Source organism: Acuticoccus kandeliae (assembly GCF_003073115.1).
Window position 1 is genome coordinate 1,186,406 of record NZ_QBBV01000001.1, and the last position, 16,778, is coordinate 1,203,183.

The 16,778-nt window shown below is 68.1% G+C and carries 18 protein-coding genes; 4 read left to right on the forward strand and 14 right to left on the reverse strand.

Annotated features, from left to right (window positions below; all coding sequences use genetic code 11):
* The first annotated feature begins 102 nt into the window (after nucleotides 1-102).
* Nucleotides 103-768 carry a cysteine hydrolase family protein gene (locus DBV35_RS05475; protein WP_108659196.1) on the forward strand — a complete coding sequence of 222 codons (666 nt, stop codon included), beginning with the start codon at nucleotides 103-105 and terminating at the stop codon, nucleotides 766-768.
* Here DBV35_RS05475 and ftsY read toward each other — a convergent pair.
* Together ftsY and mtaB are read right to left on the reverse strand one after the other, a co-directional pair.
* Nucleotides 765-1,925, reverse strand: a complete 1,161-nt coding sequence (ftsY, locus tag DBV35_RS05480) for a signal recognition particle-docking protein FtsY (protein ID WP_108659197.1) — start codon at nucleotides 1,923-1,925, stop codon at nucleotides 765-767. The genes DBV35_RS05475 and ftsY overlap by 4 nt on opposite strands.
* Complete coding sequence (gene mtaB / locus DBV35_RS05485; RefSeq protein ID WP_245943849.1) at nucleotides 1,922-3,196, reverse strand: tRNA (N(6)-L-threonylcarbamoyladenosine(37)-C(2))-methylthiotransferase MtaB; 1,275 nt, start codon at nucleotides 3,194-3,196, stop codon at nucleotides 1,922-1,924. The genes ftsY and mtaB overlap by 4 nt, the downstream gene beginning before the upstream one ends.
* 107 nt (nucleotides 3,197-3,303) lie before the next feature.
* Between mtaB and DBV35_RS05490 the strand changes: the two genes are divergently transcribed.
* From DBV35_RS05490 to DBV35_RS05500, 3 genes are read left to right on the forward strand one after another with little or no spacing between them, the layout of a single operon-like run.
* Nucleotides 3,304-3,846 (forward strand): GNAT family N-acetyltransferase, encoded by a 543-nt coding sequence (locus tag DBV35_RS05490; RefSeq protein ID WP_108659199.1) that lies wholly within the window; start codon nucleotides 3,304-3,306, stop codon nucleotides 3,844-3,846.
* Nucleotides 3,843-4,391 carry an inorganic diphosphatase gene (locus DBV35_RS05495; RefSeq protein WP_205648477.1) on the forward strand — a complete coding sequence of 183 codons (549 nt, stop codon included), beginning with the start codon at nucleotides 3,843-3,845 and terminating at the stop codon, nucleotides 4,389-4,391. Before DBV35_RS05490 ends, DBV35_RS05495 begins: the two co-directional genes overlap by 4 nt.
* A gap of 51 nt (nucleotides 4,392-4,442) precedes the next feature.
* Nucleotides 4,443-5,078: an MliC family protein gene (locus tag DBV35_RS05500; protein WP_108659200.1), complete on the forward strand. Its 636-nt coding sequence runs from the start codon at nucleotides 4,443-4,445 to the stop codon at nucleotides 5,076-5,078.
* A 2-nt stretch (nucleotides 5,079-5,080) separates the two neighbouring features.
* On the opposite strand, the gene DBV35_RS05505 is transcribed toward DBV35_RS05500, so the two are convergent.
* The 12 genes from DBV35_RS05505 to DBV35_RS05560 form a co-directional block, all read right to left on the reverse strand.
* Nucleotides 5,081-5,428: a hypothetical protein gene (locus DBV35_RS05505; protein ID WP_108659201.1), complete on the reverse strand. Its 348-nt coding sequence runs from the start codon at nucleotides 5,426-5,428 to the stop codon at nucleotides 5,081-5,083.
* A 57-nt stretch (nucleotides 5,429-5,485) separates the two neighbouring features.
* Nucleotides 5,486-5,872: a metallopeptidase family protein gene (locus DBV35_RS05510; protein ID WP_108659202.1), complete on the reverse strand. Its 387-nt coding sequence runs from the start codon at nucleotides 5,870-5,872 to the stop codon at nucleotides 5,486-5,488.
* Nucleotides 5,869-6,363 carry a disulfide bond formation protein B gene (locus DBV35_RS05515; RefSeq protein WP_108659203.1) on the reverse strand — a complete coding sequence of 165 codons (495 nt, stop codon included), beginning with the start codon at nucleotides 6,361-6,363 and terminating at the stop codon, nucleotides 5,869-5,871. The genes DBV35_RS05510 and DBV35_RS05515 overlap by 4 nt, the downstream gene beginning before the upstream one ends.
* Complete coding sequence (locus DBV35_RS05520; RefSeq protein ID WP_108659204.1) at nucleotides 6,360-6,938, reverse strand: YqaA family protein; 579 nt, start codon at nucleotides 6,936-6,938, stop codon at nucleotides 6,360-6,362. The genes DBV35_RS05515 and DBV35_RS05520 overlap by 4 nt, the downstream gene beginning before the upstream one ends.
* Nucleotides 6,939-7,016: 78 nt before the next feature.
* Entirely contained in the window at nucleotides 7,017-7,988 is a 972-nt protein-coding gene (locus DBV35_RS05525; protein WP_108659205.1) for a glutathione S-transferase family protein, read from the reverse strand.
* 28 nt (nucleotides 7,989-8,016) lie between these two features.
* On the reverse strand, nucleotides 8,017-9,366 hold the full coding sequence (locus DBV35_RS05530; protein ID WP_108659206.1) for an adenylate/guanylate cyclase domain-containing protein: 1,350 nt from the start codon (nucleotides 9,364-9,366) through the stop codon (nucleotides 8,017-8,019).
* A gap of 123 nt (nucleotides 9,367-9,489) precedes the next feature.
* Complete coding sequence (locus DBV35_RS05535; RefSeq protein ID WP_108659207.1) at nucleotides 9,490-10,926, reverse strand: homospermidine synthase; 1,437 nt, start codon at nucleotides 10,924-10,926, stop codon at nucleotides 9,490-9,492.
* 63 nt (nucleotides 10,927-10,989) lie between these two features.
* The gene (locus DBV35_RS05540) at nucleotides 10,990-12,273 is read right to left on the reverse strand and encodes a GGDEF domain-containing protein (protein WP_108659208.1); all 1,284 of its coding nucleotides are present in this window, start codon (nucleotides 12,271-12,273) and stop codon (nucleotides 10,990-10,992) included.
* 63 nt (nucleotides 12,274-12,336) lie between these two features.
* Nucleotides 12,337-13,104 (reverse strand): proteasome-type protease, encoded by a 768-nt coding sequence (locus DBV35_RS05545; RefSeq protein ID WP_108659209.1) that lies wholly within the window; start codon nucleotides 13,102-13,104, stop codon nucleotides 12,337-12,339.
* Nucleotides 13,105-13,184: 80 nt separating this feature from the next.
* A complete protein-coding gene (locus tag DBV35_RS05550) occupies nucleotides 13,185-14,045 on the reverse strand; it encodes a transglutaminase family protein (protein WP_108659210.1) in 861 nt (286 codons plus the stop codon).
* A gap of 13 nt (nucleotides 14,046-14,058) precedes the next feature.
* Nucleotides 14,059-15,000 carry an alpha-E domain-containing protein gene (locus DBV35_RS05555; protein WP_108660569.1) on the reverse strand — a complete coding sequence of 314 codons (942 nt, stop codon included), beginning with the start codon at nucleotides 14,998-15,000 and terminating at the stop codon, nucleotides 14,059-14,061.
* A 2-nt stretch (nucleotides 15,001-15,002) separates the two neighbouring features.
* Nucleotides 15,003-16,421: a circularly permuted type 2 ATP-grasp protein gene (locus DBV35_RS05560; RefSeq protein ID WP_108659211.1), complete on the reverse strand. Its 1,419-nt coding sequence runs from the start codon at nucleotides 16,419-16,421 to the stop codon at nucleotides 15,003-15,005.
* Nucleotides 16,422-16,778 lie beyond the last annotated feature (357 nt).

Below are 16,778 nucleotides of genomic sequence, written 5' to 3' on the forward strand. Positions count from 1 at the left end.
GCCACTTCACCAAGCCTTTCCCGGTACGGCAAGCCGAGATTTTCACTTGCGCGGCGGGTGTGCCAAGCCACTTTGTGCGCCAGAGCGAACCGAGGAGCGAGAATGAGCGCCTTTCTGTCCACGACGTCGCGGGAGATCCCGATCCAGCCCGACCGCGCGGCGCTCCTCTTCATCGACGTGCAGAATTATTGCTGCCACCCGAACGGGACCGAGGTGCGCACGTGCGCGCCGGAGAAGCGGCGGGCGGTCTATGAGCCGTTCATCGCGCACCTGCGCACCCACATCGTGCCGAACATGCAGCGCATCCAGGCGGCGGCGCGGGCGGCGGGGGTGGAGGTGATGTACACCAACATCGAGAGCCTGACGCGCGACGGGCGCGACCGCAGCCTCGACTACAAGATCACCGGCTTCCACGTCCCGCGCGGCTCGTGGGACGGGCAGACGATCGACGAACTCGCCCCGCTGGAGGACGAGATCGTCCTGCCGAAGACCTCGGCGAACGTCTTTATCTCGACGGCGATCGACTATCTGCTGCGCAGCATGGGGAAGGCCCAGCTCATCGTCTCGGGCGTGCTGACGGATCAGTGCGTTGACGCGACGGTGAAGAGCGCGTGCGACCTCGGTTATCTCGTCACGGTGGTGACGGACGCCTGCGCCTCCCAGACGGTGGAGCGGCACGAGAACGCGCTCTCCGCCTTCAAGGGCTTCTGCCGCGAGGTCGACACCGAGACGCTGGTCGCCGAACTCGCGGCGGCGGGGCCGGCCTAAAGCCCCGCGATCGCCCGCGCGAAATCGTGGGCGTCGAAGGGGGCGAGGTCGTCGATGCCTTCCCCGATGCCGATGAAGTGGATCGGCAGGGCATGCTTGTTCGCGATCGCGACGAGGATGCCGCCGCGCGCCGTGCCGTCGAGCTTCGTCATCACGAGGCCGGTGACGCCGACGGTCTGGCGGAAGATGTCCACCTGGTTCATCGCGTTCTGGCCGGTCGTGGCGTCGAGCGTGAGGAGGACGGCGTGGGGGCCGTCCGGCACGCGGCGCTTGATCACGCGCACGATCTTCTCGAGCTCGGCCATCAGCTCGGCCTTGTTCTGGAGGCGGCCGGCGGTGTCGATGATGAGAAGGTCCGAGCCCTTCGCGGCGTCGAGCGCCTCGTAGACGAGGCCGGCGGCGTCCGCCTTCGGGGCCCCGGCGACGACGCGCGCGCCGGATCGCTCGCCCCAGATCTTGAGCTGCTCGACGGCGGCGGCGCGGAAGGTGTCGCCGGCGGCGAGGACGATCGACTTGCCCTTCGCCGATTCCTGCGCGGCGATCTTGCCGATCGTCGTCGTCTTGCCGGTGCCGTTGACGCCGACGACGAGGACGATGAAGGGCGCGGGCCCGTCGAGCTCCAGCGGGCGGGCGAGCGGCTTCAGGACGCGCTCGACCTCCTCGGCGAGGACCTCCTGAAGTTCTTCCGCCTCGATCCCCTTGGCGTAGCGGCCCTCGGAGAGGCGGTCGGTGATCGCCATCGCGGTGTCGACGCCGAGATCGGCCTCGATGAGGATGTCCTCGAGGTCCTGCAGCGAGCTCGCGTCGAGCTTCTTCTTGGTGAAGAGCGCCGAGACGTTGTCGCCGAGCCTGTTGGAGGACCGGGAGAGACCCTGGCGCAGGCGCGAGAACCAGCCGCCCTTGGCCGCCTCCGGCGCAGCCGCCGGCACGGCCGCTGCGGGCTCGCTCGCGGCGGGGAGAGGGGCGGCGGGAGCTGGTGCGGGGGGCGCTTGGGGCGCGGGCGGCGCTTCGGGCGCGGGCGTCGCCGTCTCGGCGACCCGGTCCTCGACCTCGACCTCGGCCTCGACCTTGGTTTCGGCGGGCGGCGGCGGGGCCGCCGGCTCTTCGGCCGCGCGCTTGCGCCCGAAGCCCCAGAAGGAGCGGCGTCCTTCGCTCATGCAGCCAGCCTTTCGACGAGGAGGCTCCCGCCTTCCGCGCCGACGACGCGGCCCGCGAGGAGATCACCCGCCGGTACCGGCGTGCCGACGAGATGGGCCGGGAGATAATGCGGGGTGCGTCCGCGATTGCCGTCTTCCACGAGGAGCTCGACGGTCGACCCGTCGGCCCCCGCAAGGGCGCCCGCGAGGCGCGCCTCCGCCGCCTCGCGCAGCCGCGCGGCGCGTGCCTTCACCACCTGGCGCGCCACCTGGGGCATCCGCGCCGCCGGCGTGCCGACGCGGGCGGAGAAGGGGAAGACGTGGACGTGGGTGAGGTCGCAGTCGGCGAGGATCGCGAGCGTGTTCTCGAACATCGCGTCGGTTTCGGTCGGGAAGCCGGCGATGAGGTCGGCGCCGAAAACGAGATCGGGCCGGCGCGCGCGCGCCTCGGCGCAGAAGCGCACCGCGTCCTCGCGCAGATGCCGGCGCTTCATGCGCTTCAGCACCATGTCGTCGCCCGCCTGGAGCGACAGGTGGAGGTGCGGCATCAGCCGCGGCTCGCCGCCGATGACGTCGAGGAGGGCGGGGTCGACCTCGATGGAATCGATGGACGAGAGGCGCAGGCGCGGCAGGTCCGGCACGAGGCGCAGGATCCGCGCGACGAGGTCGCCGAGCTTCGGCGCGCCCGGCAGGTCGCCGCCATAGCTCGTGAGGTCGACGCCGGTCAGCACGACCTCGCGGTGGCCGGAATCGACGAGGCGCTTCACCTGGTCGACGACCACCCCCATAGGCACCGAGCGGGACGGGCCGCGGCCATAGGGGATGATGCAGAAGGTGCAGCGATGGTCGCACCCGTTCTGCACCTCGACGAAGGCGCGCGTGCGGCTACCGAAGCTCTCGACGAGGTGGGCGGCCGTCTCGCGCAGGTCCATGATGTCGCCGACGACGATCTTGTCGTGGCGCGGCAGGTTCGCCCAGAAGGCCGGCTGCAGCTTCTCGGCATTGCCGACGACGTGGTCGATCTCGTCCATGGCGGCGAAGCCGTCCGGATCGGTCTGCGCGGCGCAGCCGGTCGCGATGATGCGCGCGTTCGGCCGCTCGCGCCGGATCTTGCGGATCGTCTGGCGCGCCTGGCGCACGGCCTCTGCCGTCACCGCGCAGGTGTTGACCACCACGGTGTCGGTGACGCCCGCGTCGGCCGCGAGCGCGCGCACGTTCTCGCTTTCCAGCGCGTTGAGCCGGCAGCCGAACGTGACGATATCGAGATCAGAGGGTGCGTTAATGTTTGTCACGCGCGTGATATGCGACGGCTGGCCGTGGCTTGCAACTCGCCGCATGCGGTAACGGTATGAACACAATAAAACTTGCGGTCCGGGCGAACGAGGATCACGATCGGGCCATGAGCACCGCCGCCCTCGCCATACGCACCGCCAAGCCGAGCGACTCGCATGGGCTTGCACGCGTTCATGACGCGTCGTGGCGCTTTGCCTATCAGGGAATCCTGCCTGGACGCGAGCTCGAGCAGATGATCGCCCGGCGCGGCCCGAACTGGTGGGAAAAGGCCGTGCGGCGGCGCGTTCCGATCCTGGTTCTCGATGCGGGGAGCGAGGTTCGCGGCTACATCACCTTCGGCGCCAGCCGGATGCGCACCCTCCCGTTCCAGACGGAGGTGTACGAGCTCTATATCCAGCCCGAATATGCCGGACTCGGCTTCGGCAAGCGCCTCTTCCGCTCCGCCCAGCAGCGCCTCGGCCGGCGCGGGCAGGACTCGCTCATCGTCTGGTGCCTGTCGGAAAACATGCCCGGCTGCCAGTTCTACGAGCGTCTCGGCGGGCGCATCGTCGCGACCTCCGAGGAGATGTTCGGCGACGTGCCGATCGGCAAGGTCGCCTTCGGGTTCGACCGTCTCACGCCTCCGGCGCTGAAACTGCCGCCCCCATGATCCGGCTCGACGGCGTGACGCTCGGCGCGTCACCCCCCAATGACGTCAACGTGGTCGTCACCGCGAGCGTCGGTGCCGAGCCGCTCGCCGTGCGCGTCGACGAGGTGTCGGGCGCGCTGACGGTCACGCAGCTCTTCCACACGACCATGCGCTGCCCCGGCAATGTGGGCTTCGTCCCGCACACGGTGTCGGAGAGCGGCGACCCGCTCCAGTCCCTCATCGTGACGAGCCATGTGATCGCGCCCGGCACGGTGATCGCCGTGCGGCCGATCGGCGTCCTCTACGTCACGGGCGACGGAGCGGAGGAGCTGACGGTGCTCGCCGTCCCCGCCGCGCGCCTCACCGCGCGCTACGACAAGGTCCTCAACTACACCGATCTCCCCGGCAGCCAGCTCCGCCAGATCGCGCACTTCTATTGCCACTATCGCGACATCGAGGAGCATCTGCGCCCGCGCACCAGCGGATGGGGCGATGTCAGCGAAGCGCGCCGCGCCATCCAGGAAGCGGCCGAGCGCGCGCGCCATCCCGTCGACCTCGTCGAATAGGCCGGTCGCGCCCACCACAAGAAACGCCCGCACACACCCAGGGGAGACATCATGGCCCGCTTGTCCCATTTGCTCGCCGCTGCCGCCGCTTTGGTGCTCCTCGCCGGTGCGGCCAAGGCCGCCGACCCCGCCTTCGACTGCGCGAAGGCCGACGGGGCCGCCGAGGAGGCGATCTGCCAGTCGGACGGGCTCGCCTCGCTCGATGTGGAGCTGTCGCGCCTCTACAAGCTCGCCGTCGCGTCCGTCTCCGACGACAAGGCCCGGCTCGACGAGCTGAAGGCCTATCAGCGGGGCTGGGTGAAGGGGCGCAACGATTGCTGGAAGGCGGACGATCTCGACGCCTGCATCGTCGACTCCTACGCGATGCGCATCCATGAGCTGCGCCAGGGCTATGCCGGCGCGCGCGCCGGGGAGGACACGCCGAGCCTCGGCCCCTTCGCCTACCAGTGCGAGGGGCTCGATGCGTTTGTGAGCGCGGTGTTCATCAACACCGAGGAGTCGCTCGTCTCCCTCGCCTGGGCCGACAACTGGATCGTCCTGCCGCAGGCCGTCTCCGGCTCCGGCGCCCGCTACGCCATCGAGGGCGGCCAGGGCGCGGCGGAGTTCTGGACGAAGGGGGACAGCGCGATGTTCACCCCGCCGGGGATGACCGAGACGCTCGACTGCAAGGAAGAGGAGATCGGCTGACCCTACCTACCGGCCGCCGGTGGGGAGAGGCCCTCCGAGACCCTCAGCTCCAGGATCTCGACCGCGCTCGGCAGTTCGACGAGATAGTCGGCGTCGCGCGGGAGGTGGTGGATGGCGGTCGGGTCGGTCCCCGTGAAGGCGCCCATCGCCTCGACGCTCTCCCAGTAGGAGATCGTCATGAACTCCGTCTCGGTCTCGCCGTCGTGGCGGAAGGTCTGCACGGCCGACGCCTTCTCGATCAGCGGGCGGATGCCTTCCTCATAATTGTAGCGTTCATATTCGTCGGCGATCTCGCGGCGCGTGCGGCCACGCCAGATGCGCGCGACGCCCTTGTTCGACGGTCCTGACATCGGCCTTCGTCCTCCCTTTTGTCGGGGGGACAACGCGGGGCGGACGGGGGCGTTTCGTCAATCCTCGGAATCGTCGATGGCGTACATGTCATCGTCCGACAGGCCGAAATGGTGGCCGATCTCGTGGATGAGGACGTGGCGGACCACGGCCTCGATATCGTCCTCACCCTCGCCATCCTCCAGGAAGTGGAGGATCGGGCGGCGGAAGAGCCAGATGCGGTTCGGCATCTGGCCGGTGAACTCGGCAAGGCCTTCGGCCATGCCGAACCCCTCGAAGAGGCCGAGGAGCTCGTCCGGATCGTCGAGGTCCATCGTGTCGAGCATCTCGTCGGTCGGATCGTCGGCGACGGAGATCTGCACGGAGCCGGTGAGCGCCCGGAACGAGTCCGGGAGCTTGTCATATTCCGCCTTTGCGAGCGCGGCGAAGGCGTCGAGGCTGATCACGCCGCGCGGGTCCTCGGCGCGAGGGCGGCGGCGAAGAGGAGGATCGCGGCGGTGGTCGCGGCGACGACATTCCAGCCCGCGAAGCTGATGCCGAGGAAGCGGCCCGCGGCGTCCGTGCAGCTCACGATGCGCGTCTCTTCGAGCACGGAGAGCATGTTGGAGGCGTCGCGCACGTCGGCCCCGCCGCCGCACGTCGCCGGCCCCGGCCAGAAGCCCCACTCCGCGCCGGCGTGATAGACGCCGAGCCCCGCCGAGACGAGGATCGCGATGCCGGCGATGGCGAGGAGCCAGCGGGCCAGCGTGTCGGTGCGCGTCGCGGCGATGAGGCCGATGAGCGCGACCGGGATCGCCACATAATAGGGGATGCGCTGCTCGAGGCAGAGGGCGCAGGGGATGAACCCGCCGATCAGCTCGAACCCCCATGCGGTCGCGATCGCCGCGATCATGACGAGGGTGCCGAGGACGCCGAGGGGAAGACGAAGAGAACTCATAGAAGTTTCACCAACAGGAAGCCGCCGATCAGCAGGACCGCGCCGACCGTGAAGACGAGGGCGAGCCTCTCCTCGATGAAGGCGCGGATCGGCGAGCCGAATTTATAGAGGAGGCCGGCGACCGCGTAGAAGCGGACGCCGCGCGCGAGGATGCTCGCCAGGATGAAGACGGTCATGGAGAGATCGGCCGCGCCCGAGGCGATGGTGATCACCTTGTAGGGGAACGGCGTGATCCCGGCGAAGAAGACGATCCAGGCCCCGTACTCGTGGAAGCGCTCGGTGAAGGAGGCGAACTTCTCGCTGTAGCCGTAGAAGGCGATCAGCGGCTCGGCGATCTGCTCGAAGAGGAGATGGCCGATCGCGTAGCCGAAGACGCCGCCGAGGACCGAGGCGATGGTGCAGAGCGTCGCGAAGACGAACCATTTGTGCCGCTCGGCGAGCACCATCGGGATGAGAAGGAGGTCGGGGGGCAGCGGGAAGAACGAGCTTTCCGCGAACGAGACGCCGAAAAGCGCCGGTTTGGCATGGCGGCCCGCCGCGAGGGACAGCGTCTTGTCGTAGAGTTTGCGCAGCATGTCTCTTCTGCTCGTACCAGGTGAGGGGCGGAGCCTACACGCTCCGCACCCGCCTCGACCGACCCAATGTTACTCTGTTCACACGCCCCGGACGGGTGCGCCAAAATCGAGCGCCGGTCCGGCAGGGACGATCCCGGTCGGGTTAATCGACCGGTGGCTCTCATAATAGTGGTGCTTGATGTGGAAGAGGTTGGTGGTCTCGGCGAATCCCGGCTGGCGGTAGAGGCCCTTCAGGTAGCGCCAAAGGTTCGGGTAGTCGACGATCCGTCTCACGTTGCACTTGAAATGGCCGTGATAGACGGCGTCGAAGCGCACGAGGGTGGTGAAGAGGCGGATGTCGGCCTCGCTGATCGCGTCGCCGACGAGAGTGTCGCGGCCGTCGAGCAGCGCCTCCAGCCAGTCGAGACTGTCGAAGAGTTCGCCCACCGCCTTCTCGTAGGCTGACTGGCGCGTCGCGAACCCTGCGCGGTAGACGCCGTTGTTCACGGTCGCATAGACGCGATCATTGATCGCATCGATCTCCGCCTCGAGGCCGGCCGGGCGGTGCGTGCCGGCGGTCGCGCCGAGCCCGTCGAAGGCGGTGTCGAACATGCGGATGATCTCGGACGATTCGTTGGAGACGATCGTCCCCCGCGCCTTGTCCCAGAGGACCGGCACGGTGACGCGGCCGGAATAGTCGGCGTCGGCCGCCTGGTAGACCTCGCGCAGGAATTGCGCGCCGTTGACGGTGTCGGGGATGACGCCCTGGCCGTCCGCGAAGGTCCACCCGTCCTCGCCCATGAACCAGTGGACCACGGAGAGGCCGATCATGTCGGTGAGGCCCTTGCGGGCGCGCATGATGAGCGCGCGGTGCGCCCAGGGGCAGGCGAGCGAGACGTAGAGGTGATAGCGGCCCGCCTCGGCGCGGAAGCCACCCTCGCCGGTCGGCCCCGGCGATCCGTCGGCGGTGACGAAGCTGCGGAAGGACGAGGCCTTCCGCTCGAACTCGCCGGAGTTGCTCGCAAAACCGGGCGAGCCGGTGTGCCAGCGCCCATCCAGCAGATAACCCATGGAAGCTCCAATCCTCGTTTGATGCGCGTCAGCACAATTTCCAGAGATGGAGCGGATCGTCCGCCCCCGCCACCTTGCACAGGCCGAGCGAAGAGAGCGTGCCGTCGAACCCCTGCGCCTTGGCGCGGTCGAGCGTCTCTTCCGTGGTGAGGGCGGCGGTGCCGGCGACCTTGTTGTGCTTCTCCAGCTTGGCGGCGATGTTGGCGGCCGAGCCGATGACGGTAAACTCCAGCCGCTCCTTGTTGCCGAGCGTCGCTGCGACGACGCGTCCGGCGACCGCGGCGCCCTGGATCGCGAGCGCGGGCATCCCCTTGGCCGCCATCGCGGCCGACCAGGCCGGCGCGCCCGCCATGATCGCGGAGAGCGCCCGCAGCGCGTCCGCCGCCGCCGTCTCGGACGGGGAGACCGCGCCGAAGGTCGCCATCACCCCGTCGCCCAGGAACTTGTCGACGATTCCACCCTCTCGCTCGATGATCGGCACGACGAGGGCGTGATAGGCGGTGAGGGTGGCGACGACGTCGTGCGGGGTGTGGGTCGCGGCGAAGTGGGAGAAGTTGCGCAGGTCCAGCATCAGGATCGCCGCGTCCCGCCCCTCCGCCTCGCCCGCCATCGCCTCCGTCTCGCGCGAGGTGATCGCGTCGGCGACGCCCGCGCCGAAATAGCGGCGCATGTCGCGCGTCGCCGCCGCGTCCCGCGCGGCGGTGAGGAGGGTGCGGCGCGCGCGGAAGAGGGCAAGGCCGAGGACGCCGCTCATGACGAGGATCGTGAAGATCTTGTCGAACTCCGCGCCGATCAGCACGAGATTGCTCGTGAGGTAGGCGACAAAGGAGCGGGTGATCACGTCGCCGCCGCTATTCTCGATGGCGTAGAGCACCATGATGACCCAGCCGATGGCCGCGATGATCCCCTGGCTCACCACGAAGCGCGGGTCGAAGCGCAGCGCCCGCACGGCGATGAAGACGAACACGTACGCGAAGGTCGGCACCTTCAGATAGAAGGCGGCCGGCTGGTGGTAGGCGATGTGGAAGCTCCAGATCAGCCCGTAGAGGAGCGCGATGTCGGCGACCATCGAGGCGACGAGGAGCCAGCCGGGCAGGAAGCCGCGATAGGCGGCGGCAAGGCGCAGGATCGTGAAGGCGATATAGGCCGCGAGCACGATCGGCACCGGCTGGAACATGGTGCTCGCGTCGGTGGGGCGCGGGGCGACGGCGTAGAGGGTTGCGAAGGTGACGGCGATGGTGAGCTGCACCCAGCCGATCAGGCGCTCGGAGCGCTCCTCCTCGGCGACGACCAGTTCGACGACACGGGCGGGCATGCGCGCCGTCAGCATGTCCGACAGACCAAGGTGCGTGAACAGGCTTTTCGGCAGAAAGGCCATGATTTGTCCCCCCGATGAGCGGTCAAAGCACGGGGACAGGCGCAAGACGAGTGAAATTCGCCGGATTGCGCGAAGGTGTGATCGCGAAAAAAGGGGCCGGCGCGCGGCCGGCCCCTCGGATCCTCAGCGCACGAGGACGTTGCGGAACTGCCAGGGATCGCTCTCGTCGAGGTCCTCCGGGAAGAGGCCCGGACGGTCGTGGAGCGGCGTCCAGTCGGTGAAGTAGCCCTTCACCGGGCCGAGATAGGGCATCTGCACCTCGAGGCAGCGCGCGTGGTCCATCTCGTCGGCCTCGACGATGCCGGATTCCGGGTTCTCGAGCGCCCAGACCATGCCGGCGAGCACGGCGGAGGTCACCTGGAGGCCAGTCGCGTTCTGGTAGGGCGCGATCCGCCGCGTCTCCTCGACGGAGAGCTGCGAGCCGTACCAGTAGGCGTTCTTGGCGTGGCCGTAGAGAAGGACGCCGAGCTCGTCGATGCCGTCCACGAGCTCGTGCTCGTCGAGGACGTGATGGACCGACTGCATCTGGCCGGCCTGGCCGAACATCTCGTGGAGCGAGAGGACGGCGTCGTTGGCCGGGTGGTAGGCGTAGTGGCAGGTCGGCCGGAACTCGGGGTCGAGGCCCTCGCCGACGGTGTAGTAGTCGGCGATCGAGACGCTCTCATTGTGCGTGACGAGGAAGCCGTACTGGGCGCCCGGCGTCGGGCACCAGGTGCGCACGCGCGTGTTGGCGCCCGGCTGCAGCATGTAGCGCGCCGCGCGGCAGCCCGAGCCTTCCGGCTGGACTTCCATGTTGTCCGGCATCCACTTCTCGTGCGTGCCCCAGCCAAGTTCGGCCGGCTGCATGCCCTCGGAGAGGAAGCCCTCGACCGACCACGTGTTCCAGAACGCGTCCATCGGCTTCGGGGACTTCGCGCGCTGGGTGTCGCGCTCGGCGATGTGGACGCCCTTCACGCCGAGCGTCTGCATGAGCTTCGCCCAGCCCTCGCGCGTCGTCGGCATCGGGTCCTTGTGGCCGAGTTCCTCGGCGAGGTCGACGAGCGCCTGCTTGACGAACCAGGACACCATGCCGGGGTTCGCACCGCAGCAGGAGACGGCCGTCGTGCCGCCGGGGTTCGCCCGCTTCTCCGAACGGACCGTCTCGCGCAGATGATAGTTCGTGCGCGTGGCGTTGGAGGCGGACTTGTCGAAATAGAAGCCGGGCCAGGGCTCGACGACGGTGTCGATATAGAGGACGCCGAGCTCGCGGCAGAGCCGCATGATGTCGAGCGAGGAGGTGTCGACCGAGAGGTTGACGCAGAAGCCCTGCCCCTCGCCAGCCGTCAGCAGCGGGGTCAGCACGTCACGATAGTTTTCCTTCGTGATCGCGATCTGCTCGTACTTGATGCCGCGCTCGTCGAGAAGGCGCCGGTCCGCGTCCGACGGGTCGATCACGACCATGCGGGACTTGTCGTAGTTGAAGTGGCGTTCGATCAACGGCAGCGTGCCGCGTCCGATGGATCCGAAGCCGATCATCACGATCGGCCCCGTGATGGTGCCGTGTCGCGGCCAGTCCTTCATGAAGGGTCTCCCTCTGCGCTTTGGGAGGGGACCTACATCATCCGGTGGCCGAAGGGCTATGCCTTAAAATGTCATCTCCTTTGCCGCAGGCGCGGAGCCGCCGCGCGCGGACCACTCGCCGGTCCGCCGGCCCCTGCCTTCGGGGGCCGTGCCCTGCATCGGCGCGATGTCGGTGTTGACGGGCGAGGGGAGGGGGAGCGGCGGCGCCTCCACGTCGTCCGGCAGCGTGATGATGGCGCCGGGGAAGGAGCGCAGCGGCGTGCGCCGCAGCCGCGCCGGGCCGATCGCCCCCGCCGCCTGCCGTGCATTGGCGAGGAAGAGCTCGCCCTCGGCCCGCGCGTGGACCTCGTAGGGAAGCTCGGCCGATGCCGCGTCGGCGATGCCGATCGAGACCGTGATGGCCCCCGCCGCCGTCTTCTTTGGCGTCACGGTCTTGCACACGCGCGCCGCGATCCGCTCCGCGATCGGGTGCGCGAAGGGGAGCGTCGCGTGCGGCAGGAGGACGGCGAAGCGGTCGAGATCGGTGCGGGTGCACAGGTCGCAATTGCGGACCGCCTGGCGTACGGCGCGGGCGACCTCCTCGACGAGGCGCTCCCATTCGGCGCCGCGATAGGCCTTGCGCAGCGTCGCCACGTCGTCGATCGCGACGAGCATGTAGATGTACTCGCTGCCATAGCGGTTGTGGAGGCGCCAGGCCTGGAGGAGCTGCGCGTCGAAGAGCTCGCGGCTGATGAGGGCGGTCGACTGGTCGAACCGCGCGCGCCGCCGCTTGTCGCGCAGAACGTTGCTGCGGGAGAGTTCGTTCAGCGTCGCGAGGCCGAAGAGGAGCGTGCCGGCCGGCAGCCAGGCGAGGAGGGCGAGCGCGATGCGCGCCGGATCGCCAGCCCCCGGCGCAAGGTACGGGACGTAGAGGGTCAGGATCGAAAGGGGGCTGACGGCCGCGAGCCACAGGATCGAGCGGCGCTCGAAGAGGGACCGGTCGCGCTTCAGGGCAATGTGGAAGGCGGTGCCGATCGCGACCTGGACGAGAATCGCCGCGACGCCGACGAGAACGGCCGGCCCGCCGGTCGCGACGCGCATCGCGAGCGGCGCGATGATGCCGGCGAGCGCGCCGAGCGGGCCGCCGAAGAAGCCCACCGCAATCATGAACACGCCGCGCCCGTCGATGAGGTAGCCCTCGGCGGGGAGCGGCATCGCCATCAGCCCGGCGGTGAGGAGGCCGCAGGTCGCGCCGACCAGGAGGTCACGCGCCCGCCCGGCCGCATGGTCGAACACGAGGCCGAGGAGCACCGCCCCCAGCATCAGGATCCCCGCCGTCTGGGCCAGATGATAGAAAACCGCAGCCACACTCACTCCTCCGATGAGTGAGCGAATATGGCGCGCGCCGCCGGGGCGGCGATTTCATTTCAACTATGCTTTGACAGCGTGTTGGCGCGTCTCGGCCCCATAGGGCGGGTTGGGGATCGACTGGTGCGCCTCGCGCAGCGCCTCCGACCAGCGGTGGCGCACATATTCGAAATATTTGTCGTCCTGATCGATGCGCGCGTTGACCGAGGTGCGCAGCGCGTCGCGCGGCAGGACCATCATGTCCACCGGCAGCCCGACCGCGAGGTTCGAGCGCATCGTGGAATCCATCGAGATCAGCGAGATCTTCAGCGCCTCGTCGAGCGGGGTGTCGAAGGTGACGGACCGGTCGATGATGGGCTTGCCGTATTTGTGCTCGCCGATCTGGAGGAAGGGCGTGTCCTCCGTCGCCTCGAGGAAGTTGCCGGCGCGGTAGATCATGAAGAGGCGCAGCCGGCGCGAGCCGATCTGGCCGCCGACGAGGATCGAGCAGTCGAACGCGCCGCCGTCCTTCTCGAGGGCCTCGGCGTCCTGCTCGCGGACATAGCGCACCACGCGGCCGGTGAACTGGGCCATCTCGAACATCGAGGGGATGGTGTGGATGGTGTGGGTCTCGCCGGTGACCGGGTCGGTGAACCCTTCGGTCATGTGGCTGATGACCGCTTGAGACACGGCAAGGTTGCCGGCGGTGGCGAACGCGATGACGCGCTCGCCCGGCACCTCGAAGATTTGCAATTTGCGGAAGGTGGAGATGTTGTCGACGCCCGCGTTCGTGCGGGTGTCACCCACCATCACCAGGCCCGACCTGAGGAGAAGGCCAACACAGTAAGTCATTGAAAGTCCGGTCCCGTCCAACGTGGCCGCGGGTGTCGTCTGGAAGTGACCCCATCCGCCCATCGCTCTACCGCACTCCTTTACTGCGAAAACTGGGTCTGTGTCTGGCCTTCATTCGACTGCGACTGCCATTGCGTCTTGTCCATCGTCACGTCGACCGTGAGTCGCTCGCCGGCACCACCATAGATCGCGCCGCGCACCGGGGAGGCGCTGACCGAATCGATGCCGGTCGCGACGCGCACATAGGCGTCGGTCGTGCTCTGCGCGCCGGTCGGATCGAAGCTCACCCAGCCGAGTTCGGCGACGTGGATCTCGGCCCAGGCGTGGCTCTCATGCTCGTGCCGCTCGCGCCCGACGACATACTGGTATCCGGAGACGTAGCGGGCGGGGAGGCCCTCCGCGCGCGCGGCGGCGAGGAGGACGTGGGTGAGGTCCTGGCAGACGCCATGCCCGGCGGCGAAGGCGTCGGCCGCCGAGGTCGCCACATGTGTGCGGCCGGGCTCGAAGCGGATCGCGCCGTGGACGGCGAGGTTCAGCCGGTGCGCGATGTCGAGCGGGCTGCCGTCGCTTTCCTGGCGCGCCTCGGCGGCGAGCTCGCGGATCGCGGGGGTCGGCTCGGTCAGCTCCGTGTCGCGCAGGAAGACGCCGATCGGCAGCGGCTCCAGCGTGCCGGTCACGACGCCATTGTGCGATTCGGTCTCGACCGTGCCCGACGCGGTGATGACGAGCTCGCGGCCCGGATTGGTCAGCGTGAAGGTGTGGGTCACGTTGCCGAATGCGTCGAGGGAACGACGAAGCGCGGCATCGCCCGTCACATCGATCCGCCAGTCGCGCACGGACTGGATCGCCGTGCTGCAGGGGGTCAGGCGCAGGACCTCGATGATCGAGTTCGGGGCGACGTCGTAGGTGTATCGCGTTTCGTGTTGGATGGAGAGGCGCATCAACGGCTCCCGTTTAGCGCAGGTATTGGGCCTCGATGGCTTCGCCCAGCGCGTTGTTCTGACGGATCACGCGCTGAAGAAACTCGTGGAGCCCTTCCTGGTAGATGCCGTCGATCGAGTTGTTCACGAGGCCCGCGTGGTAGGCGCGCGCGGCCCGCTGCGCCGGGCCTTGACGTCCATAATCGTTCGCAAGCTTGTCGAGGAACCAGAGCGTATTTTCGGCGCAATTGACAATAGAGCGTGGCAATTCCTTGCGCAGTGTCAACAGCTCCGCGACCCGCCAGGGCCGCAGCGCGTCGCGGAAGACCCATTGATAGGCCGTCAGCGCCGAGGCCGAGCGCAGGATGGAGGCCCACTGGAAATAGTCGAGCCCGCTGCCGACCCCGTCCTGCTCCGGCAGGAGGACGTGATACTTCACGTCGAGGATGCGGGCGGTCGCGTCCCCGCGCTCGATGAAGGTGCCCATGTTGTAGAAGGCGTGGGCGTCGGTGCGCAGCATCGTGCGGTAGGCGAACCCGTCGAGGCGCAGGCACGAATCCTTCACGAAGAGGAGGAATTCGGCGAGCTGGCGCGGCGACATGGAATCGACCGAGTGGCGGCGCAGCTCCAGCCAGGCGTCGTTGATGACCTCCCACATCTCGCGCGTGATCGCGGTGCGGACCGAGCGGGCCGACTGGCGCGCGGTCGCGAGGCACGAGGCGATGGAAGAGGGATTCTCGGGACTGAAGGCGAGGAAGTCGATGACGTTGCGCCGGTTCGCCTCCTCGTAGCGCTGGTCGAAGAGGAAGTTTCCGCCGGTCGCCGTCATCGCCGACTCCCACTCGTTCGTCCGGCCGGCATAGGTCGTCGGCATGGACGAGAGGCGGGACGCGACGTCGAGGAGGCGCGCGGTGTTTTCGGCCCGCTCAACGTAGCGGGCAAGCCAGTAAAGGTCAGCGGCGACGCGTGAGAGCAGCATCAGTCGTCCAAAACCCAGGTGTCTTTGGTGCCGCCGCCCTGGCTGGAGTTCACGACCAACGATCCCTCCTTCAACGCCACGCGGGTGAGGCCACCAGGAACGGTGCGGATGCCGGTCGACCCTGCCAGCACGAAGGGGCGCAGGTCGACGTGACGCGGCGCGATCCCCTCGCCGACGAAGGTCGGGCAGGTGGAGAGGGCGAGCGTCGGTTGTGCGATGAACTCGTCGGGGTCGGCCTTCAGCTTGGCGCGGAAGGACTCGATCTCGTCCTTCGTCGCCGTCGGGCCGACGAGCATCCCGTAGCCGCCCGAGCCGGACACCATCTTCACCACGAGCTCGGGCAGATGGTCGAGCACGTAGGCGAGCGATTCGGGCTCGCGGCAGCGCCAGGTCGGCACGTTGTGCAGCTTCGGCTCCTCGCCGAGATAGAAGCGCACGATGTCGGGCACGTAGGTGTAGACGGCCTTGTCGTCGGCGACGCCGGTGCCCATCGCGTTCGCGACGGTGACGTTGCCCGCGCGATAGGCGGAGATAAGGCCGGGAACGCCGAGCACCGAGTCGGGGCGGAAGGCGAGGGGGTCGAGGAAGTCGTCATCGAGCCGGCGGTAGATGACGTCGACCTGGTGCGGCCCCTCGGTGGTCCGCATGTAGACCTTGTCGTTGCTGACGAAGAGGTCGCGCCCCTCGACGAGCTCGACGCCGAGCCGGTCGGCGAGGAAGGAATGCTCGTAGAAGGCGGAGTTGAAGGGGCCGGGCGAGAGGAGCACGACCGTCGGCTCACGCGGCGCGGAGGACGGGGCGAGCGACTGGAGCGTGGCGAGCAACTCGTTCGGATATTGCTCGACCGGCTCGATCGTGTGCTCGCTGAAGAGATCCGGGAAGAGGCGCATCGTCACCTCCCGGTTCTCCAGCATGTAGGAGACGCCGGAGGGCGTGCGCAGATTGTCTTCCAGCACGTAGAACGTGTCGGCGTCGACGCGGACGATGTCGATCCCGCAGACGGGCGTATAGATCCCGTGCGGCACCTTGATGCCCACCATCTCCGGCCGGAAATAGGTGTTCTGGTAGACGAGCTCGGGCGGGATCACCCCGGCGCGCAGGATCTCTCCGGGGCCGTAAATGTCGGCGAGGAAGAGGTTCAGCGCCCGCACGCGCTGCTCGAGCCCGGCGGACATCGTGCGCCACTCGCTGCCCGTCAGGACGCGGGGGATGATGTCGAAGGGGATGATCCGCTCTTCGGCCTGATTGTCGCCGTAGACCGCGAAGGTGATGCCGATCCGACGGAACAGCATCTCGGCCTCGCGCGCCCGCTGGCGCAAGTTCTCCGGGGTGGTCCCTTCGAGCCAAGTCTTGACGATTCCATAGGCGGCGCGAACTGCGTCGCCACGTCCGTTCATCTCGTCAAAAGGCTGGGTCATAAGCCATGTTTGCGCGCCTCATCACGCAACGGTGGCCGCTGCTGCCGATTAAATCAAGCCCGTCGCGAGCCCCTTTCGAAGGCAGATGGAAAATGATGGGAATGCGGCGGGGGGCCGTGATGTCGCGCCGCTGCCCGCCTGCGCGGCGCACGGATTGGCCGAAAGCGGATCAGCGTGATCAAAAATCAGGCGCGCCCCGGCGGTGCGCCAGCCGGCGCTGGCGGCGATCGAAAACCTGACCTGACAGGTCTAATTTAGAGCATTGTTGTCACACGCCATTGTGACAATGATTGAGGAATTGCCGCGATTGACATCGCTCAGCGGCGCCCGATACCGACTCTCCATAGATTTCGCCCA